We start from the raw sequence: 26,005 nt of genomic DNA, 5'->3' as shown, positions 1-26,005 counted from the left end.
AGGTGCAGCGCGGTTTAACGCTGCGGAGCGAGCAGACCGCCGAGAATATCGAGCGCCTGACGGAACTGCGCGTCCGGAATCGTCAGCGGATAGAGGAAGCGGATGACGTTGCCCTGCGGTCCGCAGGTCAGCAGCAGCAGCCCCTGCGCCATCGCCTGTTGCTGCAGCGCCTGCGCACTCTGCGCATCAGCAAACTCCACGGCCACCATGGAACCCAGCGCGCGGATATCGGTAATAGCAGGCTGCGTGGCGCGTACTCCCTGCAGAAATTCGGTCAGCGCGGCGCCAAGCTGAACGGAGCGTTCGCAGAGCTGCTCTTCAGCGATAACATCCAGCACCGCGTGCGCCGCTGCAATAGAGAGAGGGTTACCGGCATAGGTACCCCCCAGGCCACCGGGGCCGGGCGCATCCATAATTTCTGCTCGCCCGCTGACGGCAGAGAGCGGCATACCGCCGGCGAGGCTTTTTGCCATGGTGATGAGGTCAGGCTCCACGTCATAGTGTTCCATGGCAAAGATTTTTCCGGTGCGGCCAAATCCGCTTTGTACTTCATCAGCAATCAGCAGGATGCCGTGCCGATCGGCCAGTGCGCGCAGCTGGGTCATAAATTCAGGGGGGGCGATATGGAAGCCACCTTCACCCTGTACCGGCTCCAGCACGATCGCGGCCACATCCTGCGGGGCGATATCCTGTGTAAAGAGGTCATCCAGACTTGCCAGCGCATCCGCTGTCGTGATGCCGGTGACGCTGTTTGGATAACGGGCGTGGAATACGGAGGCGGGCATCGGGCCAAAGTCGCGCTTATAGGGAGCCACTTTACCGGTCATCGCCATGGTCATAAAGGTGCGGCCATGAAACGCATTGCCGAAGGTAATGATACCGTGACGCCGCGTGGCGGCGCGCGCAACCTTAACGGCATTCTCTACCGCTTCAGCACCGGTGCTGAAAAACGCGGTTTTCACTTTACCGGCGATAGGCACCAGATCGTTGATGCGTTCCGCCAGCGCAACATAGTTCTCATAAGGCGTGACCTGGAAAGCGGTATGGGTAAACTTCTCTAACTGATCTTTGATGGCCTGCACGACGCGCGGATGACGATGGCCGGTGTTCAGAACCGCGATACCGCCGGCAAAGTCGATCCAGCTATTACCTTCAGTGTCGCGCAGCGTGGCGTTCTCCGCCTGCTCAACAAACCACGGACACAGGTTGCCGGTGCCGCGTGGCAGGGCGTCATCTTTACGTTGTTGCAGCTGGCTGTTTTTACCTTCCATAACCTTTCCTTAGCGATAAGCTTCTTTACAAATCACGACAAACACGCTTATTTATGCCTGCAGCGGCACAGGTTGCCAGAGCCAATTTAACGAAAAAGGATGGAGCCAATTGCGGAGTTTGTATGCCGATCATGTTCTGGAACGTCTGCAATTTGTTGCAGAGGGCACGCTGCAGCAGCGCCTGCTTATCTGCATGCAGCAGGCGATTGCTGAAGGTATTTTTCCGCGCGCCTCGCGCCTGCCCGCCACGCGCGATCTGGCGCGCGAGCTGGGGGTGTCGCGTAATACGGTGCTGAACGTCTATGAAAATCTCATTGCGCAGGGATACGTCACGGCGCGCACCGGCAGCGGCACCTGGATTGCTGAAACGCTGCCTGAGGGGTGTCTGAACAGCCCGCAGCGCGTTTCTGAGCCTGCTGCCGTGCTGACAAAACCCGCTGCGCTGTCGCGACGGGGTGCAACCCTGCTCGGCCACGCCAACGCCTCACCGTGGCAGTGGGGCGCATTTGTTCCGGGCGCCCCCGATGTGCGTCAGTTTCCGCATAAGCTGTTCAGTCAGATCCAGGCGCGGCTGAACCGCGATCCGGAGATAGAGCGGCTAATCTACAGCAGCAGCGGAGGCTGTCCGCAGCTGCGTCAGGCGCTGGCGGAGTATCTCAGCGTGGCGCGTTCGGTTCGGGCGGACGCCGACCAGATCATTATTACCGAGGGGGTACATCAGGCGGTGGATCTGGTGACGCGCGTGCTGTGCGACGCGGGCGATCCGGTCTGGATCGAGGAGCCTGGCTACTGGGGAACGCGTAATTTGCTGCGCATTAACGGCCTTAAAATTCAGGCGAAAGCGGTGGATGAGCAGGGCATCATTCCCGATCTGACGCCGCGCAGTAAACCGCCAAAAATGATATTTGTGACACCGTCACATCAATATCCACTGGGTGTGCATCTTAGCCTGGAGCGCCGCAGGCAGCTGCTTGATTTAGCGCGGAAACATAAAAGCTGGCTGGTAGAAGATGACTACGACAGTGAGTTTCGTTTTTCCGGACAGCCGTTTCCGTCGCTGCAGGGTTTTGAGGCGGAGGCGCCGGTTATCTACATGGGTACGTTCTCTAAAACGCTCTATCCGGCGCTGCGGCTGGGCTATCTGGTCGTGCCCAAAACGCTGGCACAGCCGCTGCGGCTGGCGGCGGCGGAGCTGTACCGGGGCGGTCACCTGCTGATCCAGCGCGCGCTGGCAGAGTTTATTCAAAAAGGGCATTACATGGCGCATATCCGCCGCATGCGCAAGCTTTACAGCCAGCGGCGACAGTTTCTGACCGGGCTTATCACCCGCTATCTTGGGGAGGCGTTTATGCCTGCGGTGAACTATCAGGCGGGTCTGCATCTGGTACTGCCGCTGCCGCAGGGGTGTGATGACGTGGCGATAGCTGCGCTGGCGCTCAGGCGCGGCGTGAAGGTGCGGGCGCTGTCGCAATATTACATGCACCCGCAGGAGAAACGCGGTTTACTGCTGGGATATGCCTGCGTTGACGAGCGTCAGTGTCAGGATGCGTTTGGCGCGCTGAGAGGCTGCCTGCTGGAGGCGGGGGTGATAGCACGTGGCAGCGGCACGGAAAATCCGGCATAAAAAAAGCCGGCAACCCGTGAAGGTTGCCGGCCTGATGTCAGCCGGAGAACCAGGCGCTCAGCAGCTGATCGGCGGTTTTTTCCACCAGAGCCAGCAGCAGCTTAATATCATCCAGCGTCACGGTCGGATTCAGCAGCGTCAGCTTCAGGCAGGTCACGCCCTGATTTTCGGTCACGCCTACGTTAGCGCGGCCCGACTCCAGCAGCACATCGCCGATGCGCTGATTAAACAGGGCGATCTGCGCGATATCGGTGAGCTGCTGCGGACGATAGCGGAACAGTACGCTTGCCAGCTGCGGCTGCATCACCAGCTCCAGACGCGGTGTCGCTTCAACATACTGCGCCACTTCCTGCGCCAGCGTGACGCCGTGGTCGATAATCGCCGCATACTGTTTCTGACCCAGCGCTTCCAGACCCATCCACAGCTTCAGCGCATCGAAGCGACGCGTGGTCTGCAGCGATTTAGAGACCAGGTTTGGTACGCCCGCCTCTTCATCAAACTCCGAGTTGAGGTAAGCCGCCTGATAACGCATCAGTTCATAGTGACGCGCATCTTTCAGCAGAAACGCGCCGCAGCTGATGGTCTGGAAATATTGCTTATGGAAGTCCAGGGTAACGGAGTCCACCCTCTCCAGGCCATCCAGGTAGTGGCGATACTTCTCTGACAGCAGCAGCGCGCCGCCCCATGCCGCATCCACGTGCACCCAGATGTTACGTTCAGCAGCAATGGCAGCAATTTCGCGCAGCGGATCGATAGCGCCTGCGTCGGTGGTACCCGCCGTAGCAACAATCGCCAGTACCTGTTCGCCATTCGCTTCAGCCTGCGCCAGTTTGGCCTGCAGATCGTTGACATCCATGCGCGCAAAGTCATCCGACTTCACCTGAACCACAGACTGATAGCCGTGGCCGAGCAGCGCCATGTTCTTCTGTACGGAGAAGTGCGCATTTTCAGAGCAGAACACTTTCATTTTACGCAGATCGCCGGTGATGCCATCCTGCTGCACTGAATGTCCCTGGCGGGCAAAGAAGGCATCACGCGCCAGCATCAGGCCCATCAGATTGCTCTGGGTGCCGCCGCTGGTAAAGACGCCCGCGTCGCCGGCAGCGTAACCCACCTGGGCACGCAGCCATTCAATGAGTTTGACCTCAATGATGGTCGCTGATGGGCTCTGATCCCAGGAATCCATGCTCTGGTTCGTGGCGTTGATCAGAACTTCAGCGGCCTGGCTTACTACCAGGCTTGGACAGTGCAGATGCGCCACACACTGCGGGTGATGCACTGACAGGCTGTCTTTCAGGAAATACTCAATTGCGCGCTCAATCGCGGCCTGGTTACCCAGGCCGTCAGGATTGAAGTCAAGCGCAATTCGCTCGCGCAGTTCAGCAACCGTTTTGCCCTGATACATCTCAGGCTGTTGCAGCCACTGCACAACCGCGGCGCTGCTCTGGGCAATCGCCTGCTGATATGCCTCAATGCTCTGCGCAGAGGCGGCCAGAATCGGATTCACTTCACTCATTTACTTTTCCAGTCAAACAGGTTTGACGCCAGCGCCCAGCAGCGCCTGCTCAAATTTATCCAGGAACACGGCCAGCTCTTCGTTTGTGATAAGCAGGGACGGCAGCAGACGCAGGACAGAACCGTGACGGCCACCGCGCTCCAGAATCAGGCCCGCTTCGAAGCATTTCTTCTGCAGCAGCGCAGAAAGCTCGCCATCTGCCGGGAAGCTACCCATGTGATCGGCTGGCTCATCAGGCTTAACGATTTCGATACCGATCATCATGCCCATGCCGCGAATGTGACCGATAACCGGGAAGCGCTGCTGCATCTCTGCCAGCTGTGCTTTGAGCCATTCGCCCTGTTCCGCAACTTTGGCAGCAATATTCTGCTCGGTCAGCACTTTCAGGGTCGCCAGACCGGTCGCCATCGCCAGCTGGTTGCCGCGGAAAGTCCCGGTATGGTGTCCTGGTGACCAGGCATCAAACTGCTTTTTAATGCCCAGCACAGCGAGAGGCAGGCCACCGCCAACCGCTTTTGACATCACGATGATGTCCGGCTCGATGCCGGCGTGTTCAAAGGCGAAGAATTTGCCGGTACGGGCAAAGCCTGCCTGAACTTCATCCAGAATCAGCAGAATGCCGTGCTCCTGCGTAACTTTGCGAATGCGCTGCAGCCACTCAGCCGGAGCCGGGTTCACGCCGCCTTCACCCTGAACCGCTTCCAGAATAACGGCTGCCGGCTTGCGCACGCCGCTTTCTACGTCATTGATCAGGTTATCGAAGTAGTAGGTCAGCGCTTTTACGCCTGCGTCACCACCAATGCCCAGCGGGCAGCGGTACTGGTGCGGATAAGGCATAAACTGCACTTCCGGCATCATGCCGTTAACCGCTTCTTTTGGCGACAGGTTGCCGGTCACCGCAAGCGCGCCGTGCGTCATGCCGTGATAGCCGCCTGAGAAGCTGATAATACCGCTGCGGCCGGTGACTTTCTTCGCCAGCTTCAGCGCAGCTTCAACGGCGTCCGCACCGGATGGGCCGGTGAACTGCAGGCAATACTCTTTGCCCTGGCCAGGCAGCAGAGAAAGCAGTGATTCAGAGAATTGATCTTTCAGCGGTGTGGTCAGATCAAGAGTATGTAACGGCAAGCCGCTGGTAATGACATTTTGGATGCTCTGCAGAACATCAGGATGGTTATGACCAAGTGCCAGCGTCCCTGCGCCAGCCAGACAGTCAAGATATTGCTTATTCTCAACATCCGTAATCCACACGCCGTTGGCTTTAGCGATAGCTAAAGGCAATTTGCGCGGGTAACTCCTGACGTTTGATTCAAACTCAGCCTGACGGGCTAAGAATGCGTCGTTGTTTCCGTTGAATGAGCTGGCACCAAAATTATCAATACGGACTTTATCCGTCATCATATCTCTCCTTCAACCGGGGCTCGCAGTGGCTGGCCGATTGACTAATTGAACAAAAAAGTATCAGTAATGTAAAAAGCGCGGCCAATATAGAGCCTTTTGCCTCACATCACAATGATTAATTTTGTGTAGAATTGTTTATTCTTTTCATATACGAATCATAACGTTGGACAGAAACTGGCCGCTGTTATTTCTCCGCTAAAATGGCCAGCTTTAAATTATTGAATGAATAAAGAGACTTATGCCCGCCAGTGAAAGCCACGGACCAAACGGGACAGGGCGGCCTGGCTGCTGAAAACCGCAGGGTTTGATAAAGATCACAAAAATCAGCGCGCTGCCACAGGCGATAAGCAACAGCGCCGGCAGTGACGTCCAGCCAAGCCAGGCGCCCAGCGCCGCCATTAATTTTGCATCCCCCCGCCCGATGCCCGGCTGGTTTCTCAGCAGCTGATAGCACCAGCCGGTAAAGCGAATCACGCTGTACCCGGCCGCTGCGCCGGTAACGGCATCACGAAGCGTACCGGGCATTACATCACCGGCATGCAGTAGCAGGCCAAGCCAGAGCAGCGGCAGCGTAATCGCATCCGGCAGCAGCAGATGCGTCATATCGATAAGCGAAAGCGCCAGCAGTGACCATGCCAGCAGCAGTGCGGCAATCAGGCGGCTGTCCGCGGGCAGCAGCTGCATCAGCAGCAGGGCGATCAGCGACGTTGCGGCCTCAGTAACCGGATAGTGACCGCTGATAGGGCCGCAGCAATCGCGACACCGGCCGCGCAGCAGCAGCCAGCTCAGCACCGGGAGCATGTCATACCAGCGCAGGACGCGTTCACAGTGTATGCAGCAGGAGGAGGGGGCCAGCAGGGAAGTGAAGGTGGCCGCCCCGGTAATATGCCGCGGCAGCCGATACACCACAACGTTAATAAAACTGCCCGTCGCCAGCGACAGTAGCGTCACCATTACCAGCACCATATTGTCCTCCTTCTCACATGACGTAATTCATCTGCGGGCAACCTACCTTATATCTGGCTAAAGCGGTATTCAAAATCAACAATTTCAATGTGTTGCATGAATAATTGCGCGCCATATCCAGAAAGTTGAGCGTGTGAAAATCTCAATGGCAGTCCCGCTTTTGTCATACCGCGATCTGCACGTTTATCAATCAACCCTAAACGCTGAAGAAGTTGGCTGAGTAAACGCCGCAAATTTAATGTTGCGTTAAGTTTTGGCGCTTAAGGTGATTACGCAGGAAAAATAGCAAGGCCGCTAATGTTTTAGTCGATCGGCTATGTCAGCACTGAGCCAGTGAACGGGCACGATGTTATCCGGTTTTTCACTGTGACACGTTGAGAGTGCGTTTAAGTTGCGCAGAGTGACAGGTGCAGAGTGTGTTCCTGCATTGAGCTCAGAGCATAATTGATAAGGTGGATTTATGTCTTTCTTACCCTTTTCGCGCCCCGCTTTGGGCGAAGAAGAGCTGGCCGCCGTCAGCGCGGTGTTCGCTTCGGGCTGGATCACCACCGGCCCGAAAAATGCTGCGCTGGAGCAGGCTTTCTGTGAACTGACCGGAAACCAGCACGCCATTGCCGTCAGTTCAGCGACTGCCGGCCTGCACGTCACGCTGCTGGCGCTGGGCATTCAGCCCGGAGATGAAGTGATCACCCCTTCATTAACGTGGGTCTCTACGCTCAATATCATCACGCTGCTGGGAGCCACGCCGGTCATGATCGATGTTGATCGCCATACGCTGATGGTGACGGCACTGCAGATTGAAGCGGCGATTACACCACGCACCCGGGCAATTATTCCGGTGCATTACGCCGGTGCGCCGGTTGATCTGGCGTCAATCTGCGCGCTGGGTGAGCGCTACGCCATTCCGGTGATTGAGGATGCCGCGCACGCGACCGGCTGCCACTATAACGGCCAGCATGTCGGACAGCGCGGCACCGCGATCTTTTCACTGCACGCCATCAAAAATATCACCTGTGCCGAGGGCGGCGTTGTTGTAACGGATGACGCTGAACTGGCCGACCGGGTGCGCAGCCTGAAGTTTCACGGCCTGGGGGTGGATGCCTGGGATCGCGATACGCACGGGCGTAAACCGCAGGCAGAGGTGATAGCACCCGGTTTTAAATACAATTTGCCGGATATCAATGCCGCTATTGCGCTGATCCAGCTCGGTAAGCTTGAGGCGATTAACCGTCGCCGCCGGGAGATTGCGCAGCGCTACCTGCAGGCGCTGGCGGATACGCCTTTTCTGCCGCTGAAACAGCCGGACTGGCCGCATCAGCACGCCTGGCATCTGTTTATCATTCGCGTGGATGAAGCGACCTGCGGCATCAGCCGCGATGCGCTGATGGAGGCGCTGAAAGCGGAGGAGATCGGCACCGGGCTTCACTTTCGCGCGGCGCACACGCACAAATATTATCGCGAACGTTATCCGCAACTTTCCCTGCCTGATACGGAATGGAACAGCGAACGTATCTGTTCGCTCCCGCTGTTTCCCGATATGGAGGATGAGGATGTCAGCCGGGTAATCAGCGCGCTGCGTACGCTGGCAGGAGGCCGCCATGCTGGATGAAAAGCCGCTTCAGAAAATCTCTGTGGTTATTCCGGTCTATAACGAAGAGGAGAGTTTGCCGGAGCTGGTACGCCGCACCAGCGCAGCCTGCGGCACGCTGGGTCTGAACTTTGAGATCCTGCTGGTGGATGACGGCAGCAGCGACCGCTCGGCGCAGATGATCGCCGATGCCGCTGATATGCCAGGAAGTCACGTCGTCGGCGTACTGCTTAACCGAAATTACGGTCAGCACTCTGCGATTATGGCGGGTTTCGCCCATGTATCGGGCGACCTGATTATTACGCTGGACGCCGATCTGCAGAATCCGCCTGAAGAGATCCCGGCGCTGGTCAGGGCTGCGCAGCAGGGCTACGACGTGGTGGGCACGGTACGGCAGAACCGACAGGATAGCTGGTTTCGCAAACGCGCTTCACGCGCCATCAATCAGCTGATCCAGCGCGTCACCGGCAAAGCGATGGGCGATTATGGCTGCATGCTGCGCGCCTATCGCCGGCACATTGTTGACGCCATGCTGAACTGCCATGAACGCAGCACCTTTATTCCCATTCTGGCCAATACCTTTGCCCGCCGCACCATTGAGCTGCCGGTCGCACACGCCGAGCGCGAGTTTGGCGATTCCAAATACAGCGTCATGAAGCTTATCAACCTGATGTATGACCTGGTGACCTGTCTGACCACGACGCCGCTGCGCCTGCTGAGTATTGCTGGCAGCGTGATTGCGCTGGCGGGCTTTGCTTTTTCACTAGTGCTGGTGATTTTACGCCTGTTTTTTGGCGCCGGCTGGGCCGGCGACGGTCTGTTTATGCTGTTTGCGGTGCTGTTTATTTTTGTCGGCGCGCAGTTTATCGGAATGGGCCTGCTGGGCGAGTACATCGGGCGTATCTACAACGACGTACGCGCACGGCCGCGCTATTTCATTCAGCGGGTGATCCACCCGCAGCAGGAAACTCCTCAGGTTCAGGAAATCAAACCATGAAAACAGTTGTTTTTGCCTATGCGGAAATGGGTTGCGCAGGAATCAACGCGCTGCTGAAAGCGGGTTTTGAGATTGCGGCGATCTTTACGCACACCGACACCGGCGCAGAGAGCCATTTTTTTGATTCCGTCGCGCGCCTCGCCGCTGAGCGCGGCATTCCGGTACATGCGCCTGAAGAGGTCAATCACCCGCTATGGATTGAACGCATTCGCGCCTTGCAGCCCGATTGTATTTTCTCCTTTTATTATCGCGCCATGCTGAGCGACGCTATTTTGGGATGTGCGGCACGCGGCGCGTTTAATCTGCACGGCTCGCTGCTGCCCGCCTATCGCGGACGCGCACCGCTTAACTGGGTGCTGGTTAATGGCGAAAAGGAAACCGGCGTGACGCTGCATCGCATGGTTAAGCGGGCCGATGCCGGTGACATTGTCACGCAAGAAAGGGTGGCGATCGATGAGCAGGATGACGCGCTAACGCTGCACCGTAAGCTGGTCGCCTGTGCCACACAGCTGCTGGAAGGTACGCTGCCAGCGCTAAAGCGCGGCGAGATAGTTGCCCGGCCGCAGGATGAGCGGCTGGCAACCCGGGTCGGACGCCGCACGCCGGAAGATGGACGTATCCGGTGGGAGCAGAGTGCGCAGCAGGTGAATAATCTGGTGCGCGCGGTAACCTGGCCGTGGCCCGGTGCTTTTGCCTATGCCGGTACGGTGAAGTTTATGGTGTGGAAAGGACGTGTGCACGCCGGCACGCCGGGTGTCAGAGCCGGAACCGTACTCTCTGTCGATCCGCTGCAGGTCGCCTGCGGCGAGGGCGCACTGGAAATTATCACCGGCCAGTGTGACAACGGCGTGTTTATGAATGGCAGCCAGCTGGCGCAGAGCCTGGGGCTGGTACCCGGCGCGCTGCTTTACTCTGAGCCGGTGGCGGCTGTTAAACGCCGCACGCGGGTGCTGATCCTCGGGGTGAACGGCTTTATCGGCAATCATCTGACTGAACGCCTGCTGCAGGATGATAATTTTGAGGTTTACGGGCTGGATATCGGCTCTGATGCGATAAGCCGTTTTCTGAACGAGCCGCGTTTCCACTTTGTTGAGGGCGACATCAGTATTCATTCCGAATGGATTGAGTATCACATCAAAAAATGTGACGTGGTGCTGCCGCTGGTGGCGATTGCCACGCCGATTGAGTACACCCGTAACCCGCTGCGCGTATTTGAGCTCGATTTTGAAGAGAACCTGAAAATCATTCGCGACTGCGTTAAATATAAAAAACGCATCATTTTCCCTTCTACCTCTGAAGTGTACGGCATGTGCACCGATCGGCATTTTGATGAGGATAGCTCTAACCTGGTGGTCGGTCCGATTAACAAGCAGCGCTGGATCTACTCGGTTTCCAAACAGCTGCTCGATCGGGTGATCTGGGCCTATGGTGAAAAAGAGGGCCTGCGCTTTACGCTGTTCCGCCCCTTTAACTGGATGGGCCCCCGGCTGGATAACCTTAATGCTGCACGCATTGGCAGCTCGCGCGCCATTACGCAGCTGATCCTCAATCTGGTAGAGGGATCGCCCATCAAACTGGTGGATGGCGGGGCGCAAAAGCGCTGCTTCACCGATATCCGTGACGGCATTGAGGCGCTGTTCCGCATCATTGAAAACCGCAACGGTAACTGTGACGGGCAGATCATCAATATCGGGAACCCTGAAAATGAAGCCAGTATCCGTGAACTGGCGGAGCATCTGCTGGCAAGCTTTGAGCGCCATCCGCTGCGCGACCGTTTTCCGCCGTTTGCCGGGTTCCGCGAAGTTGAAAGCAGCAGCTACTACGGCAAAGGGTATCAGGATGTGGAGCATCGCAAGCCCTCGATAAAAAATGCGCGCCGGCTGCTGAACTGGGCACCGGATGTGGATATGGATACCACCATCGACAACACCCTTGATTTCTTTCTGCGCACCGTTGAACTGCAGGAGAAGCCATGAAAAAAGTGGGGCTGCGGGTCGATGTTGATACCTGGCGCGGCACCCGGCTGGGCGTTCCGGCGCTGCTGGAGCAGTTCAGCCTGCATCAGCTGCAGGCGAGCTTCTTTTTCAGCGTCGGGCCGGACAATATGGGGCGCCATATCTGGCGCCTGCTTAAGCCGCATTTTTTTCGCAAAATGGTGCGCTCGCGGGCGGCATCGCTCTATGGCTGGGATATTCTGCTGGCCGGTACCGCCTGGCCAGGACGCCACATCGGGCGCGGCCAGGCGGACATTATTCGCGCCACCGCCGATCATCATGAGGTTGGCCTGCACGCCTGGGATCACTTCGCCTGGCAGACCTGGGCGGGCGTCTGGTCAGATCAGCGGCTGGCGCAGGAGATCGGGCGGGGCAGGCAGATGCTGGAAGCGCTGACAGGTGACGCCGTCACCTGTTCAGCCGTTGCCGGCTGGCGGGCAGACAGCCGGATTATTGCTGCAAAAGAATCCTTCCATTTTCGGTACAACAGCGACTGCCGCGGCAGCGGCCCGTTTATCCCGCTGCTGCCGGACGGCACGGAAGGCACAGTTCAGATCCCGGTCACGCTGCCTACCTGGGATGAAGTGGTGGGGCAACAGGTGAGCGCTGCGCGCTTCAACGATTTCATCCTTGAGCACATGCAGCACGCTACGGGCACCGCGGTTTATACCATTCATGCCGAAGTTGAGGGGATCGCCGCGCGCGACGCCTTTAGCAACCTGCTCGATCGCGCCCGACAGGCCGGTATTCACTTTTGTCCGCTCAGCGAGCTTCTGCCTGCCGATCTCTCCACTCTGCCGCGCGCGCCTGTGGTACGCGGCCGGATTGCAGGTCGGGAAGGGTGGCTGGGCTGTCAGGCAGAAAATTAATCAGGGAGTTCTGATGCGTACAGGCACCAAAATCACGCTGCTGCTGATGCTGTTTGCGCTCTATTATCTGCTGCCGGTTCCATTTCGCGATCTGTGGCAGCCCGATGAGCTGCGTTATGCAGAGATCAGCCGCGAGATGCTTGTCAGCGGCAACTGGGTTGTGCCGCACTTTTTTGATTTGCGCTACTTTGAAAAACCTGTCGCCGGCTACTGGATAAACAACCTGGGCCAGCTGCTGTTCGGACACACTAATTTTGGCGTCCGCGCCGGTGCGCTCTTTAGCACGCTATGCAGCGGCCTGCTGATTTTCTGGCTGGGATGCCGGATGTTTGCCAGCCGCCGCGTCGCCCTGCTGGCCAGCACCGTTTTTCTGACCTCGCTGCTGGTTTACGGAATCGGCACTTACGCGGTGCTGGACCCTGTTCTGCTGCTGTGGCTGACGGGAGCGATGTGCAGCTTCTGGTACGCGGCTCAGGCACGCACATTCCGGCAGCGCTTCTCCGGCTATCTGCTGCTGGGGGCGGCCTGCGCCATGGGGTTTATGACCAAAGGCTTCCTGGCGCTCGCGGTCCCGGTGCTGGCGATTGTGCCGTGGATGGTGTGGCAGCGCCGCTTCACGGAACTGCTGCGCTGGGGGCCGCTGGCGCTGCTGACCGCGATACTGCTCAGCCTGCCGTGGGCGCTGGCGATAGCGCAGCAGGCGGGAGATTTCTGGCACTACTTTTTCTGGGTTGAGCATATTCAGCGTTTTGCTGAGGAGAACGCGCAGCATAAAGCGCCTTTCTGGTACTACCTGCCGGTGCTGGTTGCAGGCACGCTACCCTGGCTGGGGCTGCTGCCCGGCGCGCTGATAAGCGGCTGGCAGCAGCGTCGCCAGCAGGCAGGCGTGCTCTACTTACTGAGCTGGGTCGTGCTGCCGCTGCTGTTTTTCAGTATTGCAAAAGGCAAGCTGCCAACCTATATCCTGCCCTGTTTTGCTCCGCTGAGCCTGCTGATAGCAGGTTATGCATCAGGAAACAGTGCACGCTTAAGCACTGCGCTGCGGTTTAACGGCTGGATTAACCTGCTGTTTGGCGCACTGGCCGCGCTGGCGGTGATAAGCGTACTGGCGCCGTGGGGGCTGGCACACCGGCCGCTCTACAGCAGCGACGAGAAACTGCGTGCGACTCTGGCTGCGCTCGCTTTTACCGGCTGGGCGCTGGCGGCAGGTGTCAGCCTGCGCACCGGGCGCTGGCAGCTGGCGGCGCTCTGCCCGCTGGCGCTGGCGCTGCTGGTGGGATTTGCTATTCCTGACCGGATACGGGACGCCAAACAGCCGCAGAACTTTGTCCGCCACATACAGGAGCGGCTTGCGCAGAGCCGCTTTATCCTGGCGGATAACCCCGGCGTCGCCTCGGCGATCGCCTGGCAGCTCAAACGCAGCGATATCCTTTTTTACAGCAGTAAAGGCGAGCTGGAGTATGGTCTCAGCTATGCTGATGCCCGAAAGCGCTACGTTGGCGGAGCGGAGTTTGCCGACTGGCTGCGCGTCCGGCGCAGAGAGGGTGATGTCGCACTGGTACTGCTGCTGGATGCCGGGCAGAAAGCGCCGGATGCGATGCTGCCGGTGCCGGATGATATCTGGCAGCAGGGACGGCTGCTTTATTACAGCTACCGTCGCACGCCATGAATCTGCTGCTGATTGTTCTGGTCAGCCTGCTCAGCTGTGCAGCGCAGCTCTGTCAGAAGCAGGCCGCGCTGATGGCGTCAGGCGGCAGACGCATGGCGCACTGGGTTGCGCTCAGTATGCTGCTGCTCGGGACGGCGATGCTGCTCTGGCTGCTGGTATTGCGCAGTGTGCCGGTCAGCCAGGCCTATCCAATGCTCAGCCTTAACTTTGTGCTGGTGGCGGCCGCCGCACGCCTGATCTGGCGCGAAGCCTATACGCTGCAGCAGTGGCTGGGCACGCTGCTGATTGTCGCGGGGGTGGCGCTGATGGGGAGTCAGCTATGAAAGGTACAGGGCTGGCGCTCGTAAGTGTAGCGCTGGTGACGCTGGCGCAGCTGATGCTGCGCAGTGCGATGATGGATGTTCCCGCGGTCAGTACGCTGCTGCAGGGCGGCGCACGCCCTGTGCTGATGCTCTGCGCCGGCCTGGCAGCCTACGGGTTATCGATGCTCTGCTGGCTTGCCGCCCTGCGCTATCAGCCACTCAGTCAGCTCTATCCGCTACTCAGTCTGAGCTACGTAGGGGTCTGGCTGGCTGCTGTGGTTCTGCCGTGGTTTCATGAGCCTTTTCGCTGGAGTAGCCTGGCGGGTGTAGTACTGATTGTGGCGGGCCTGCTGGCGGTATCGCTGCCACGCGGTAGAAAATAGAGCTGCGGATATCTGCTTCGCGACCGTCAGCGGCAGCGCAATACAGCGCTGATGTAAATCACTCAAAGAAGCGGCGGAGCCGCTCAGCCTGATGTTTTAGTATCGCTTCAGTTGCCTTCCAACCCGTACGCATCAGGACTGAATATGACCGGTAAACTTAGCAGCGACCGCCTCTGTATTAATCGCAAAATTGCTCCCGCTCTGAGCATCAGTGAATTTTTTGCGCTGGTGGCAAAACTGGGGCTGCACAAGGTTGAAATCCGCAACGACATGAAAAGCGGCAGCGTGACCGACCATCTCGGCGGCGCGCAGGTGAGCGCGCTGGCGCGCGAGCACGATCTGACTATCGAAACGATCAATGCGGTCTATCCATTTAACCAGCTCAATGATGAGGTGCTGGCAAAGACCCGCAGCCTGCTGAAAGACGCAGCTGAAAGCGGTGCCAAAGCGCTGGTGCTCTGTCCGCTCAACGATGGTACGCCGGTCAGCGACGCGCAGACTATCGACGCGCTGCAAACGCTGGCGCCACTGTTTGCAGAGTACGGCATTCAGGGGCTGGTTGAGCCGCTGGGCTTTCCGCAGAGTTCGCTGCGTTCTGCCGCGCAGGCGCAGCAGCTGATCAAACAGGCCGGGGTGCCGTTCAAAATTGTGCTGGATACCTTCCATCATCATCTTTATGAAGGTGCCGAAGCGGACTTTGCCGGGCACGTCAACGTGCATGAGATTGGCCTGGTTCACCTGTCCGGCGTGACCGATACGCGGCCGGCGGCAGAGCTGACGGATGAAGAGCGTATTATGCTCAGCGCCGATGACAGACTGCAGACAAAGCAGCAGGTGGCCCGCCTTGAAGAGATGGGGTATCGCGGGATCTATGCCTTTGAGCCTTTCTCATCGGTGATGGAGAGCTGGAGCGCTGCTGAGATTGAGCAGCAGATCCGCAGCAGCATCGACTATCTCAACCGCTAACCGCAACCGGCTCAGGAAACAGACTATGACACTCAATATTGGCGTAATTGGCACCGGTGCAATCGGCCGTGAACATATCCGGCGCTGCAGTCAGGTACTGCAGAACGCGCGCGTAGTGGCGCTAAATGATATCGACCGCCGTCAGTGTGAAGAGGTAGCAGCTGCGCTACAGCTGCAGGCGGAGATCTACGACAGCGCGCACGATCTGATTAATGCGCCTGACGTACAGGCGGTGCTGGTGACCTCCTGGGGGCCCACTCATGAAGAGTTTGTGCTGGCGGCGATCAAAGCGGGCAAGGCGGTGTTTTGTGAGAAGCCGCTGGCCGTGACGGCGCAGGGCTGTATGAACATCGTTGAAGCGGAGATGGCCGGCGGTAAAAAACGCGTACAGGTCGGCTTTATGCGACCGTATGACAGCGGCTACCGTGCGCTGAAGCAGGTGCTGGAGAGCGGGGAGATTGGCGCGCCGCTGATGCTGCACTGCGCGCATCGCAATCCGGAGGTGGGTGACAGTTACACCACGGATATGGCGATTACCGATACGCTGATCCACGAGCTGGATGTGCTGCGCTGGTTGCTGAATGATGATTACGTCAGCGCGCAGGTGATCTGGCCACGCAAAACGCGCCACGCCAGTTCACATCTGAAAGATCCGCAGATTGTTCTGCTGGAAACGGCGCAGGGTACGCGCATCGACGTCGAAATTTTTGTTAACTGCCAGTATGGCTATGACATTCAGTGTGAAGTTGTCGGAGAGAGCGGTGTTGCCCGGTTGCCGGAACCTATGGCGGTGCAGACGCGCAGTAACGCGGCGCTCTCTGTGGCCATCCTGACCGACTGGAAAAAGCGCTTTATCGATGCATACGATGTGGAGCTGCAGGCGTTTATCAACAATGTGCTTGCCGATGAGCTGACCGGGCCTTCTGCCTGGGATGGTTATGCGGCGGCGGTGGCAGCAGACGCCTGTGTCGCCGCTCAGAAGAGCGGCGATATTGTTCCGATTACGATGCCGCCCCGTCCGGCTTTTTATCAGTAACCCCGCCTGAACAGCGCGCCTGCTCTGCAGGCGCGCTGCTGTCATCATCTGCTTACAACCCTGCCCGCCTGTTTTTGCGCTTTGTACTCTACATACTAGTACATGATGTGTATCATCCCGCCTTTGCTAATTTTCTGAGGCGTCTTAATGTCAGTACCTCAACTCACGCCGCGCCAGCCCTCAGTCTGGTGGGGCGCTATGATCATCTGTGGCACCGTTGTGGGTGCCGGTATGTTTACGCTGCCTGTTGTTATGGCAGGAAGCTGGTTTGGCTGGGGCGTGCTGCTGCTGTTTATCAGCTGGGGCGCGATGCTGCTCTCCGGGCTGCTGTTTATGCGCGTCAGCCTGCACTATGCTGCCGGCGCCGGTTATGACACGCTGGTTCGCGATCTGCTGGGGCGCGGCTGGGCAAGGCTTAACGGGTTAAGCATCCTGTTTGTACTGGGCATTCTGACCTACGCCTATATTTCAGCCAGCGGTCCGGTCTATCAGCACTCCCTTAATCAGCTGGGGCTGCCGCTGACAGCGGCCGGTGCAAAAATTGCGCTGACGCTGCTGGTTGCAGGGGTGGTGCTGCTCGGCACGCGTGGCGTGAGCCGGCTGATGACCTTCTGCGTAGTGGCAAAAATCGCACTGCTTATTTTGCTGTTTGGCGGACTCCTGATGCAGGTTGACCGCGCCTCACTGCTGCAGCCAGCGCCAGAAGGCAGCGCTTACTGGCCCTATGCGCTCGGCGTGCTGCCTTTCTGCCTGGCCTCTTTCGGGTATCATGGCAATATCACCGGGCTGGTGAGCTACTACCATCGCGACCGGCGCAGGATCGCACGCGCGCTGCTGCTCGGAACCCTGATGTCGCTTGCGCTCTACCTGTTCTGGATCGTCAGCACGATGGGAAATCTGCCGCGTAGCGCATTTCCGGGTATTGTTGCGCAGGGCGGGGATATCGCCGCCCTGATGGCGGCGCTGGGCTCGCATCTGCAGGTACCGGCACTAACCCTGATGCTGTCGCTCTTTTCCCATTTTGCCGTTATCGCTTCGTTTCTTGGCGTCACCGCAGGATTGTTCGACTATATCGCCGACCGTATGGGGCAGGGGGATACGCGCCGGGCGCGGGTGAAAACGGCACTGCTAACCTTTTTGCCGCCGCTGCTGGCGTCGATTGTCTGGCCACACGGGTTTGTAGCGGCCATCGGCTATGCCGGATTGTTTGCCATACTGTGGGCGGTAGCGATCCCCGCCTTACTCGCATTACGCGCAGAAAAGCGCTTCGCCACGCATAAAAAATCCTCGCTGGCGATTACGCTGGTACTGCTATTCGGGGGACTGAACATTGTGGCCTGGCTGCTGAGCTGGCTGGGGTGGTTGCCGCTGTTTGGCGCAGACTGAAAGGAGCGCGCGCTGGTCTGACGCCAGCGCGTTTTAACAATCAGTTACCGCGATAGGTTGAGTAGCCATACTGGCTTAACAGCAGCGGGATATGGTAATGCTGATCGGTTTTCTCAAGGTTAAAAATCACCGGAATTTCCGGAAAGAAAGTCTGCTGATTAACCGACTTATAATACTCTCCGGTTTTAAACACCACGCGATAAATACCTGACTGCGCCATTTTATCTTTCGGATAGAGTGCCGGGATCCGCCCCTGCGCATCCGTGGTGGCTTCCGCCAGTTTTGTCCAGTTATCGCCTGCTTTCTGATCCAGTTCTACTTTCACGCCGGCAGTGGGGATGCCGGTCTGCAGGTTGAGCACGTGCACGCTCACCGGGTTTTTCATGGTATCAGCCGCGGCGACGCCAGCGGTGCAAAGTAAAACAGCAGAAAGCAGAAGGTGTTGAGGTTTCATTTCATCGTCCTTTAATGTGAATGCGTGAAATGAAGCATAGAGGGTAAAGGCCGGAGCGCCTCACGCTGGCCGCAATCTGTGAAATTTCCCAGAGGGGTGCGGCAGGCGGAGCGCCTGCCGCAATGGATCACTTGCCGTTCTGTACCAGCGTGCCTTTCAGGCCGTGCGGCTCTGAACGCAGATACTGCGGCGGAGCCTTAACGGTAGCGCCCAGCTCAGCGGCAGCGTGCCACGGCCAGTGCGGATCCCAGAGCATGCCGCGCGCCAGCGCAATCAGATCCGTATCACCGGTGTGCAGAGCCTGTTCCGCCTGCTGCGGATCGGTTATCAGTCCGACACCGATTACCGGGATCTCCACCACTTTGCGTATATCGCGCGCAAATGAGAGCTGGTAGCCCGGGCCGATATCGATCTCCTGATCGGGCGACAGCCCGCCGCTGGAGACGTGGATATAGGCACAGCCTGCGGCGGCCAGCTGCTGGCTGAACGCTATAGACTGCTCATTATCCCAGCCGCCTGTAACCCAGTCAGTTGCGGAAATACGCACGCCTACCGGCACGGAATCTGGCAGAGCATCACGTATCGCCTGAAACACCTCCAGCGGATAGCGCATGCGGTTTTCCAGCGATCCGCCATACTCATCATCGCGCTTGTTACTGAGCGGAGAGAGAAACTGATGCAGCAGATAACCATGGGCGGCATGCAGTTCAACCAGCTCGATACCGATGCGAACCGCGCGCTGTGCGCTGTCAACAAAGGCCTGTTTCAGGCGCATCAGCTCCTCTTTACTCAGCGCGTGTGGTGCCTGTTCGCCCGACTGGTAAGCCTCTGCGGAAGGCGCCACCGTCTGCCAGCCGCCCTGTTGGGCCGAAAGCTGCTCGCCGCCTTCCCACGGCACGGCACAGGAGGCTTTGCGACCTGCGTGACCCAGCTGGATACCTATCGGCAGGGTTGCCCACGGACGGATATCCTCCAGCACGCTGGCCAGTGCCGCCTCAGTCTCATCGTTCCACAATCCCAGATCGCCCGGCGATATGCGGCCAATATCCTCAACGGCTGTTGCTTCGATAATCAGTAAGCCCGCACCGGACAGGGCGAGCTGCCCCAGATGGATACGGTGCCAGGCGGTGGCTTTACCCGCCTCAGCGGAGTACTGACACATGGGCGCAATAATAATGCGATTTTCCAGCGAGAGCTGTCCCAGTTTCGTGGCGCTAAATAACAGACTCATCTTAACCTCATGTTTTCAGGGGATCTCAGGTGAAATAAGTGTAGATGGTCATCAGCGAACAGAGGCGGCCCGGCACAGGGATTCTGTTTCTAAGCGTTAACTGAAGAGATTTGGCATCCTAGTTACAACATTCTAAGTGATGTAGTTAAACCATTTGCGGCCACAGCAATGATATCGCCTGACAGGGCGCGCGGTGGCCTTTCACTGGACATTTACCTCTGAAGCGAGCAGAGATAACGATAAACAGCGGCATCCTGCGGATCCGGTCTGAAGCGCTGCCCATTACGACACTGAGCACAGATGGTACGATAGTGCCGGTTTAGTCCAAGTTCGCATAAAATACGCAGCCAGCCATTGGCACCGTAGCACTGTTGTTCGTAGATTTTTTCCCGCATCTTCTTGACGTCGAGACGCAATAACACAGCATTCAGATCGCTGTACTCAGGATGTTTTTTGGTTTTGCCTACCCGGGTAAACATGAAATTGCGCATGTAAAAAGGCGCTACGTTCTCTTTAACCTGAATAAGCAGATCGTCAACCTGTTCCACAAAAATCGTATAAATCATAATCCTGAGATAGAGCATAAACACCAGATTGTCCTGCTGTTGCGTCTGCTTAACCGACAGCGTACCCAGCTCTACGACTTTCCGGTTCTCCAGCCCGAGGGCGGCTAGCTCAGCACCAAACAGCAGGGAGCAGGGCAGCTGCTGGTTTCGCTGAGCAATCACGCTGATTGTGCCAAGGATCTCCTGTTTTTTACGTGCCAGAAACAGGGTGCTGTCGGGATGAAGCAGGCCCTCATTATAAAGAAACAGCGCACGCTTGCTCTTGATAATACCGCTGCGCTGATAGGCGCTATGCGTGACTTCCATGCCTTTCAAAAAATCGAGAAAAGCGGTTGCCGGCGCAATATCGATCAGCTTATCGCTATCATTAAGTAATCTGCATAGTTTGAGCGTTCTTTTACTTAGAACGCCATCCGATACCGCGCTGACAGTCACTGATTTCCTGAGCGAATCCACAATTATCCCTGACAGTAGAATTTAGTTTCGCTAATGTATTCAGGGTATCTGATGAATGGAATTAGTTTTGATCGAAAATTTAGTAATCACTGCGTAAAGCAAAATCTGTTATTCAGCTTGAAGAGCAGCGGTGTCACCGCAGCATTTTATGCTAAGCGGTATGTCGCACGTGCCTGTGGCCTCAGCGCGTTCTTTCAAAGTGTCTGTAATAGATAATACTGGAAAAAACCTGCCGAACGTTCGCTATAGCCGCTTGTTATTTTGAGAGCAATGTTTTTGCCCCGCACATGATCTTTAACATCACAATTTACAGGGGTATGACCAAAAATAATTAAATACCCTTTCTTATTAAGCAGCGTAATCAGTTTATCGATAACAGATGCTGCCTGATCGTGTCTTATCACTTCATGATTGGCGAAGCGGCAAAAAACAATATCATACCTGTCACGGTCACCGGATTGCATAAAGTCGCTCTGTATAACCTGCGGCAGCTGCTGCCTGGCCTTCAGAACCATTTTCTCCGCGCGATCGGCAGCGAAATAGTTTAGCCGGGGAAGCTTTTGTTTTACGGAGGCAAGGAAGGTTCCGGTAGAGCAGGCCGGGTCAAATACGCGGCAGCCAGGTAAAGCAATCTCACGCAGCAGATTCACGGTATGCAGGCGGAAGTGCGCTTCCTGTATGTCCAGCTTCTCAGGTGTGCCGGCCATCTGGTCCCAGAATGATTCCGGGCATATAGCCTCATTCCCTTCATCATCCAGCGGCGGCCATGGAAAGTGAATATTGTAATCCGGGCAGGGGGGAAGTAATTTTTCACACCACGCCGGATTGTCCGGCACTCTGATGCCGAGGGTTATTTCATCTTTGGTTTCATCCAGCGAAATGAGCGGTCCTTTTATCATATCGGGAAGAATGATGCTGTAAGCCACGTGGGTTAACGGCTTTCTTATGCCGGCAAAAATCGATTCAGAGGTTGTCATGATAAAAATATCATGCCGTTCCCGATTCGGGATCCGGATATAGATTATTTTACTCATATCTGATCCTGATAGCTCCGGCAGGGAATAACGACGTTGCCCAAACTGACCAGGGCAAATCGCTCCATGCCGGGCATGACGGCACAGGCCAGTGATACGCCGGCAGGATCGCTGTCTATTTCTTTAAGCCATACTGGTAATCCGGCTATTTCGCACAAGGTTGTCAGGCGGTGAAGGTGCTCTTGCAGTGTCAGTACAACGCGTTTCTCAGGCAGGTCAACACTAACAGAAGCGAGGCTGCCAAAATCGGCAACAAGGCTGCGATATAATTTTTCATGCTCTCTCAGGTTATGCTGGTGTTTTTCCAGTTCCTCAGTGAAGCAGGTAAAATTATCGGCCAGTTTATGCAGCTGGACAAGTTCTTTGATAGCCCGCGCAACCGCATGGTCAGCATAAAGTGAACAGCCAGCGCCGTAGATGTTTATCCCCAGACGCGGCTTACTCTTACAGTAAGCAAGATAAACAGGAGGCAGTGACGGTTCTGAGGCATCAATAATATTGATTTCATCCTCTAAGGCAGACTGAGCATCATTGAAAAGTTTTTCAGCTGCAGGTGGCAGTGAGTCTGTATTAACCAGTCGGATCTCTTTTTGTACATCATAGAAAAATGTTTTTGCCAGCAGGATACCTGTGCAGTGGCGTTCTATTATTTCCCCGATGGCGTGAATCGCTGCTTCCGTAAAACCATAACCTGCAGCGATACCTGCATTACTGGTATAGCGTCGCGCTGCACTGTAGTCTGTAGTGTCTCCCTGAATGACATGGCTGAAATATTCGCAATCCGTTAAAAAAAGAGGCCAGAGCAGTGATGCACAACCCTTTTTATCTGTAAATTCCACTGCTGCAATTTTGGCGGGTGATGATTTCGCAAGAATAGTCAACGGTAACATCCCGCGAAGTTCTGCCTGCTGAATGACTGACCCGAAAGGATATAACCTGCTTTTCTCTCTGAGTGCCGGAAAGCTTCTGTAATGTTCATAAGCTTCATAGAGTGCACCAACGCTGGCTTCCTCTGCATAGCCTTTACCGCAGCCAGAGATCGGTTTGGTGCTACTTTCCCTGTTCAACAGCGTAACCGTAGCTGAAAGCGTATTGCCAAAGTTGTCATTTTTAATCTGTATATTCTGGCGGGAAAAATAACGCTCTATTGCGTTTCTTGACCGGGTAAGGGTGACAGATCTTTCAGGCAGAATAGTCATGATAAATGTCCATATTAAAGCGGCACAATAATGTGCCGCTGAAATGTTAGTCTTCAGACTGACTCTCTTCATCCGCCTGTGAGACGGACGCTAACACTTCCTCTTCTTCAATAGTGAGTACGGCTTTGTTCGCATTCTCGCTATTACTGTTGCTGATGCCTGAGTTTAAATATCCCATGATTAGACTCCTTTATTAGCAAGCCGCTGATTGCGGCAGGGATATATTTAATTAATATCCATTCTGAGTTCAAACCCTGAATAATATAAATGTGCGCCAGATCAATTTATGCTTATTGAAGCTTTTGGCAGTTTTATCTTTAATTTTTCATATTATTTTACCGGAAATATTACTATTTAAAAAATAACTCCTTACCGATTTATATTTCATTTTCCGGGTGATTGATTTCAAAGGTGATATCAGGATTTTTATCTGCGCGGCTATGCCTCTTTTTTTCTAAAGAATTTCCTGATGGAGTTGCATAAATCAATCATCTCTTATCCTGGGGGAGGTCGGGTTCAGTAAGAAAAAATGTTGATTATTTCCCTCGCCATAAAAAAAGACGGCCCGGGGGCCGTCAAACGCCCCAGCGGTGGTTAAACACCGGGGCAGCGAGGTCACACAATGATGAAGAGGTTAGCCTTTAACACCACCCGCTGTCAGACCGCTGACCAGCCAGCGCTGTGCCAGCAGGAATACCAGCGTTATGGGAATGGCAGACAGTACCGCAGCGGCGGCAAAGTCGCCCCAGAGATAGTTCTGCGGATTTAAATATTGCTGCATACCAACGGCCAGCGTATAGCTGTTAACGTCACGCAGCAGCAGCGAAGCGACCGGCACTTCGGTAACCGCGGCGATAAAGGCCAGAATAAAGACCACTGCCAGAATCGGCACCGATAGCGGCAGCAGCACCAGACGAAACGCCTGCCAGGGCGTTGCGCCATCCAGCGCGGCCGCTTCTTCAAGCGAGCCATCGATGGTTTCGAAGTAGCCTTTAATGGTCCAGACGTGCAGCGCAATGCCGCCAAGATAGGCAAAGATTACGCCGCCGTGCGTATTGAGTCCAAGAAAGGGGACATACTGACCCAGCCGGTCGAACAACGCATAAAGCGCGACCAGCGACAGCACCGCCGGAAACATCTGAAAGATCAGCATACCTTTCAGCAGGGTTGCGCGGCCGGCAAAACGCATGCGGGCAAAGGCGTAGGCACAGGTCGTGGATAGCGTCACGATACCCAGCGCGCTTATCGCTGCGATCTTCACCGAGTTCCACAGCCAGAGCAGCACCGGGAAGGGTGGCGGTGTGACGCTGCCATCCGGCTGAGTCACGCTGAATCCCAGCGCCAGCTTCCAGTGCTCCCAGGAGATCTGCTCCGGGATCAGCGAGCCGGTCGCAAAATTGCCGGAACGCAGTGAAATAGCGACCACCATCAGCAGCGGAAACAGGATGGCGGCAATAAAAACCAGCAGCAGCAGATGCGTCAGCAGCAAACGAAGCTTTTGTGATTGGGGTTGTACCATTGCCATAATTTGTCCTCAGTCAAACTTCATGCGCACGGCTTTCAGGTTGATGACCGCCAGTGCCCCGACCAGCATGAAAATCAGCGTTGCAATTGCCGCCGCGAGACCAAAGTCCTGCCCGCCGCCGCCCTCAAACGCAATACGCCAGGTGTAGTTAACCAGCAGATCCGTGTAGCCGGCGGGCGTGGTAGTCCCGATCCGATCCGGTCCGCCGTTAGTAAGCAACTGCACCAGAACAAAGTTATTAAAGTTGAAGGCAAAGCTGGCGATCATCAGCGGCATAAGGGGCTTAAGCAGCAGCGGCAGCGTGATGCGGAAAAAATTCTGCAGCGGACCCGCGCCATCCATCGCGGAAGCCTCATACAGATCGTCCGGGATAGCTTTCAACAGCCCCATGCACAGAATCATCATGTAGGGATAGCCGAGCCAGGTATTCACGATGACCAGCATGGTACGCGCCAGCGCGGGATCGCTGAACCAGGCAGGCTGGACGCCAAACAGCGCCCTGAGCATGACGTTAACTTCACCAAAACTCTGGTTAAACAGACCTTTGAAAATAAGGATGGAGATAAAAGCTGGTACGGCGTAGGGCAAAATCAGCATCACGCGGTAGATAGCCTTGCCGCGCAGCGCTTCCCACTGCACCAGACAGGCCAGCACCATGCCCACTGCAACGGTCAGGATCACCGTCACCAGCGAGAAGATCAGCGTCCAGCCAAAAATGGCGAGAAACGGTTTCTGGATCCCTTCGTCAGTAAAGACGCGCGCAAAATTTTTCCAGCCCGCACTGACGGTAAATCCGGGGCTCAGCTGTTCACTGCCCCAGCTGCCGTCAGCCGCAATCTGCTGGTAAAACCCCGTGTCCTGATTCGCCTGATAGCGTACGCCGGTTTGCTGATTTTCCAGCACGCCCTGGCGCCCGGCAACATAGAGCGGACGGGTACCCGAGAACTGGCGTAACGAGCTCATCACCAGCTCACGTCCATCCGGCAACCGGGCACGGATCTGGCTTAGCGCCTGGCGATGCGTGGTGATGACTTTCAGCGTGGCGCGCTGAGTAGCGGGCAGCGGCGCCTGCTGCAGCGTCAGGGTCTGCGCGCCGCCGAAATCGAACGGCGTGGAGACGTAGCGCTCACCGCTGCTGCTGTCGCTGAGCACCAGCTGCCAGCGCCGATCGGCCGGGTAGAGCGCAAAATTCAGCCCGGCGCCATCCTGATACTGCCTGCCAAGCAGCACCTGCTGCGCCCGCTCCTGCGAAAGCTGATTGGTACTGCTGTAATTGGTGAACGCGATAGCGATAGTACAGGCCAGCGGAAACAGCACAAAAATAGCCATGCCGGCCAGGCCCGGATAGACATAGCGCCAGGCATAAGCGCGGCGATTAGCATAAATCCAGATGCCGGTCGCGCTGACAATCAGCGTCATGAGCGCAAACAGATATTCTCCCTGCGCATACATTAGCACCAGCAGATAGCCGACTAACAGACAGCAGCCGCCAACCAGTACGCCTTTCAGCATCTGGCTGTACCGTTCCGTTTTTCCTGACATGATCCGAAATTCCTCAACAGCTGATAAAAAGCC

At 56.5% G+C, this 26,005-nt stretch carries 23 protein-coding genes; 11 read left to right on the top strand and 12 right to left on the bottom strand.

The window, feature by feature from the left end:
• Window positions 1-14: 14 nt before the first annotated feature.
• The gene (gene gabT, locus F3I15_RS06765; protein ID WP_150017164.1) at window positions 15-1,271 is read right to left on the bottom strand and encodes a 4-aminobutyrate--2-oxoglutarate transaminase; all 1,257 of its coding nucleotides are present in this window, start codon (window positions 1,269-1,271) and stop codon (window positions 15-17) included.
• Window positions 1,272-1,380: 109 nt separating this feature from the next.
• Between gabT and F3I15_RS06760 the strand changes: the two genes are divergently transcribed.
• Window positions 1,381-2,895, top strand: a complete 1,515-nt coding sequence (locus tag F3I15_RS06760) for a PLP-dependent aminotransferase family protein (protein WP_190314945.1) — start codon at window positions 1,381-1,383, stop codon at window positions 2,893-2,895.
• 37 nt (window positions 2,896-2,932) lie between these two features.
• On the opposite strand, the gene F3I15_RS06755 is transcribed toward F3I15_RS06760, so the two are convergent.
• The 3 genes from F3I15_RS06755 to F3I15_RS06745 form a co-directional block, all read right to left on the bottom strand.
• Entirely contained in the window at window positions 2,933-4,411 is a 1,479-nt protein-coding gene (locus F3I15_RS06755; RefSeq protein WP_150017163.1) for an aspartate aminotransferase family protein, read from the bottom strand.
• 12 nt (window positions 4,412-4,423) lie between these two features.
• Window positions 4,424-5,806 (bottom strand): diaminobutyrate--2-oxoglutarate transaminase, encoded by a 1,383-nt coding sequence (locus F3I15_RS06750; RefSeq protein WP_108569902.1) that lies wholly within the window; start codon window positions 5,804-5,806, stop codon window positions 4,424-4,426.
• 213 nt (window positions 5,807-6,019) lie between these two features.
• Entirely contained in the window at window positions 6,020-6,775 is a 756-nt protein-coding gene (locus F3I15_RS06745; RefSeq protein WP_150017162.1) for an A24 family peptidase, read from the bottom strand.
• Window positions 6,776-7,235: 460 nt separating this feature from the next.
• On the opposite strand from F3I15_RS06745, the gene arnB reads away from it, so the two are divergent.
• From arnB to F3I15_RS06695, 10 genes are all read left to right on the top strand, one after another.
• Window positions 7,236-8,384: a UDP-4-amino-4-deoxy-L-arabinose aminotransferase gene (gene arnB / locus F3I15_RS06740; RefSeq protein ID WP_150017161.1), complete on the top strand. Its 1,149-nt coding sequence runs from the start codon at window positions 7,236-7,238 to the stop codon at window positions 8,382-8,384.
• Window positions 8,374-9,360: an undecaprenyl-phosphate 4-deoxy-4-formamido-L-arabinose transferase gene (arnC, locus tag F3I15_RS06735; RefSeq protein WP_150017160.1), complete on the top strand. Its 987-nt coding sequence runs from the start codon at window positions 8,374-8,376 to the stop codon at window positions 9,358-9,360. The genes arnB and arnC overlap by 11 nt, the downstream gene beginning before the upstream one ends.
• Window positions 9,357-11,336, top strand: coding sequence for a bifunctional UDP-4-amino-4-deoxy-L-arabinose formyltransferase/UDP-glucuronic acid oxidase ArnA (gene arnA, locus F3I15_RS06730; protein ID WP_150017159.1), 1,980 nt, complete (start codon window positions 9,357-9,359; stop codon window positions 11,334-11,336). The genes arnC and arnA overlap by 4 nt, the downstream gene beginning before the upstream one ends.
• Window positions 11,333-12,223 (top strand): 4-deoxy-4-formamido-L-arabinose-phosphoundecaprenol deformylase, encoded by an 891-nt coding sequence (gene arnD, locus F3I15_RS06725; RefSeq protein WP_150017158.1) that lies wholly within the window; start codon window positions 11,333-11,335, stop codon window positions 12,221-12,223. Before arnA ends, arnD begins: the two co-directional genes overlap by 4 nt.
• 13 nt (window positions 12,224-12,236) lie before the next feature.
• Window positions 12,237-13,892 (top strand): lipid IV(A) 4-amino-4-deoxy-L-arabinosyltransferase, encoded by a 1,656-nt coding sequence (arnT, locus tag F3I15_RS06720; protein ID WP_150017157.1) that lies wholly within the window; start codon window positions 12,237-12,239, stop codon window positions 13,890-13,892.
• The gene (arnE, locus tag F3I15_RS06715) at window positions 13,889-14,215 is read left to right on the top strand and encodes a 4-amino-4-deoxy-L-arabinose-phosphoundecaprenol flippase subunit ArnE (protein ID WP_150017156.1); all 327 of its coding nucleotides are present in this window, start codon (window positions 13,889-13,891) and stop codon (window positions 14,213-14,215) included. Before arnT ends, arnE begins: the two co-directional genes overlap by 4 nt.
• Window positions 14,212-14,577, top strand: a complete 366-nt coding sequence (gene arnF, locus F3I15_RS06710; protein ID WP_150017155.1) for a 4-amino-4-deoxy-L-arabinose-phosphoundecaprenol flippase subunit ArnF — start codon at window positions 14,212-14,214, stop codon at window positions 14,575-14,577. The genes arnE and arnF overlap by 4 nt, the downstream gene beginning before the upstream one ends.
• A 144-nt stretch (window positions 14,578-14,721) precedes the next feature.
• The gene (locus tag F3I15_RS06705) at window positions 14,722-15,543 is read left to right on the top strand and encodes a TIM barrel protein (RefSeq protein WP_150017154.1); all 822 of its coding nucleotides are present in this window, start codon (window positions 14,722-14,724) and stop codon (window positions 15,541-15,543) included.
• Window positions 15,544-15,568: 25 nt separating this feature from the next.
• Window positions 15,569-16,579: a Gfo/Idh/MocA family protein gene (locus tag F3I15_RS06700; RefSeq protein WP_150017153.1), complete on the top strand. Its 1,011-nt coding sequence runs from the start codon at window positions 15,569-15,571 to the stop codon at window positions 16,577-16,579.
• A gap of 147 nt (window positions 16,580-16,726) precedes the next feature.
• Window positions 16,727-17,965, top strand: coding sequence for an aromatic amino acid transporter (locus tag F3I15_RS06695; RefSeq protein WP_150017152.1), 1,239 nt, complete (start codon window positions 16,727-16,729; stop codon window positions 17,963-17,965).
• A gap of 40 nt (window positions 17,966-18,005) precedes the next feature.
• Here the strand turns inward: F3I15_RS06695 and uraH are convergent, their stop codons facing one another.
• The 8 genes from uraH to malF all read right to left on the bottom strand — a co-directional run bounded on the left by uraH (window position 18,006) and on the right by malF (window position 25,972).
• Window positions 18,006-18,419 carry a hydroxyisourate hydrolase gene (gene uraH, locus F3I15_RS06690; RefSeq protein WP_071668326.1) on the bottom strand — a complete coding sequence of 138 codons (414 nt, stop codon included), beginning with the start codon at window positions 18,417-18,419 and terminating at the stop codon, window positions 18,006-18,008.
• A gap of 127 nt (window positions 18,420-18,546) precedes the next feature.
• Window positions 18,547-19,650, bottom strand: a complete 1,104-nt coding sequence (locus F3I15_RS06685) for an NADH:flavin oxidoreductase/NADH oxidase (RefSeq protein ID WP_150017151.1) — start codon at window positions 19,648-19,650, stop codon at window positions 18,547-18,549.
• A gap of 212 nt (window positions 19,651-19,862) precedes the next feature.
• A complete protein-coding gene (locus F3I15_RS06680; RefSeq protein WP_150017150.1) occupies window positions 19,863-20,651 on the bottom strand; it encodes a hypothetical protein in 789 nt (262 codons plus the stop codon).
• Between the two features lie 215 nt (window positions 20,652-20,866).
• Window positions 20,867-21,706, bottom strand: a complete 840-nt coding sequence (locus F3I15_RS06675) for a trans-aconitate 2-methyltransferase (RefSeq protein ID WP_150017149.1) — start codon at window positions 21,704-21,706, stop codon at window positions 20,867-20,869.
• Window positions 21,703-22,905, bottom strand: coding sequence for a YcaO-like family protein (locus tag F3I15_RS06670; protein WP_190314943.1), 1,203 nt, complete (start codon window positions 22,903-22,905; stop codon window positions 21,703-21,705). Before F3I15_RS06670 ends, F3I15_RS06675 begins: the two co-directional genes overlap by 4 nt.
• Before the next feature lie 46 nt (window positions 22,906-22,951).
• Window positions 22,952-23,083, bottom strand: a complete 132-nt coding sequence (locus F3I15_RS18420) for a hypothetical protein (RefSeq protein ID WP_255474547.1) — start codon at window positions 23,081-23,083, stop codon at window positions 22,952-22,954.
• Window positions 23,084-23,539: 456 nt separating this feature from the next.
• A complete protein-coding gene (gene malG, locus F3I15_RS06665) occupies window positions 23,540-24,430 on the bottom strand; it encodes a maltose ABC transporter permease MalG (protein WP_150017147.1) in 891 nt (296 codons plus the stop codon).
• A gap of 9 nt (window positions 24,431-24,439) precedes the next feature.
• Entirely contained in the window at window positions 24,440-25,972 is a 1,533-nt protein-coding gene (gene malF / locus F3I15_RS06660) for a maltose ABC transporter permease MalF (protein ID WP_150017146.1), read from the bottom strand.
• Window positions 25,973-26,005 lie beyond the last annotated feature (33 nt).

The organism is Pantoea sp. M_9, from assembly GCF_008631385.1.
GTDB lineage: Bacteria > Pseudomonadota > Gammaproteobacteria > Enterobacterales > Enterobacteriaceae > Pantoea > Pantoea eucrina.
This window is presented reverse-complemented; position numbering and strand designations above follow the sequence as displayed.

Excerpts from the sequence above, each read along its gene's own strand:
- gabT (WP_150017164.1), bottom strand. The coding sequence starts at position 1,271 with ATGGAAGGTAAAAACAGCCAGCTGCAACAACGTAAAGATGACGCCCTG.
- F3I15_RS06755 (WP_150017163.1), bottom strand. The coding sequence starts at position 4,411 with ATGAGTGAAGTGAATCCGATTCTGGCCGCCTCTGCGCAGAGCATTGAG.
- F3I15_RS06750 (WP_108569902.1), bottom strand. The coding sequence starts at position 5,806 with ATGACGGATAAAGTCCGTATTGATAATTTTGGTGCCAGCTCATTCAAC.
- F3I15_RS06745 (WP_150017162.1), bottom strand. The coding sequence starts at position 6,775 with ATGGTGCTGGTAATGGTGACGCTACTGTCGCTGGCGACGGGCAGTTTT.
- arnB (WP_150017161.1), top strand. The coding sequence starts at position 7,236 with ATGTCTTTCTTACCCTTTTCGCGCCCCGCTTTGGGCGAAGAAGAGCTG.
- arnC (WP_150017160.1), top strand. The coding sequence starts at position 8,374 with ATGCTGGATGAAAAGCCGCTTCAGAAAATCTCTGTGGTTATTCCGGTC.
- arnA (WP_150017159.1), top strand. The coding sequence starts at position 9,357 with ATGAAAACAGTTGTTTTTGCCTATGCGGAAATGGGTTGCGCAGGAATC.
- arnD (WP_150017158.1), top strand. The coding sequence starts at position 11,333 with ATGAAAAAAGTGGGGCTGCGGGTCGATGTTGATACCTGGCGCGGCACC.
- arnT (WP_150017157.1), top strand. The coding sequence starts at position 12,237 with ATGCGTACAGGCACCAAAATCACGCTGCTGCTGATGCTGTTTGCGCTC.
- arnE (WP_150017156.1), top strand. The coding sequence starts at position 13,889 with ATGAATCTGCTGCTGATTGTTCTGGTCAGCCTGCTCAGCTGTGCAGCG.
- arnF (WP_150017155.1), top strand. The coding sequence starts at position 14,212 with ATGAAAGGTACAGGGCTGGCGCTCGTAAGTGTAGCGCTGGTGACGCTG.
- F3I15_RS06705 (WP_150017154.1), top strand. The coding sequence starts at position 14,722 with ATGACCGGTAAACTTAGCAGCGACCGCCTCTGTATTAATCGCAAAATT.
- F3I15_RS06700 (WP_150017153.1), top strand. The coding sequence starts at position 15,569 with ATGACACTCAATATTGGCGTAATTGGCACCGGTGCAATCGGCCGTGAA.
- F3I15_RS06695 (WP_150017152.1), top strand. The coding sequence starts at position 16,727 with ATGTCAGTACCTCAACTCACGCCGCGCCAGCCCTCAGTCTGGTGGGGC.
- uraH (WP_071668326.1), bottom strand. The coding sequence starts at position 18,419 with ATGAAACCTCAACACCTTCTGCTTTCTGCTGTTTTACTTTGCACCGCT.
- F3I15_RS06685 (WP_150017151.1), bottom strand. The coding sequence starts at position 19,650 with ATGAGTCTGTTATTTAGCGCCACGAAACTGGGACAGCTCTCGCTGGAA.
- F3I15_RS06675 (WP_150017149.1), bottom strand. The coding sequence starts at position 21,706 with ATGAGTAAAATAATCTATATCCGGATCCCGAATCGGGAACGGCATGAT.
- F3I15_RS06670 (WP_190314943.1), bottom strand. The coding sequence starts at position 22,905 with ATGACTATTCTGCCTGAAAGATCTGTCACCCTTACCCGGTCAAGAAAC.
- F3I15_RS18420 (WP_255474547.1), bottom strand. The coding sequence starts at position 23,083 with ATGGGATATTTAAACTCAGGCATCAGCAACAGTAATAGCGAGAATGCG.
- malG (WP_150017147.1), bottom strand. The coding sequence starts at position 24,430 with ATGGCAATGGTACAACCCCAATCACAAAAGCTTCGTTTGCTGCTGACG.
- malF (WP_150017146.1), bottom strand. The coding sequence starts at position 25,972 with ATGTCAGGAAAAACGGAACGGTACAGCCAGATGCTGAAAGGCGTACTG.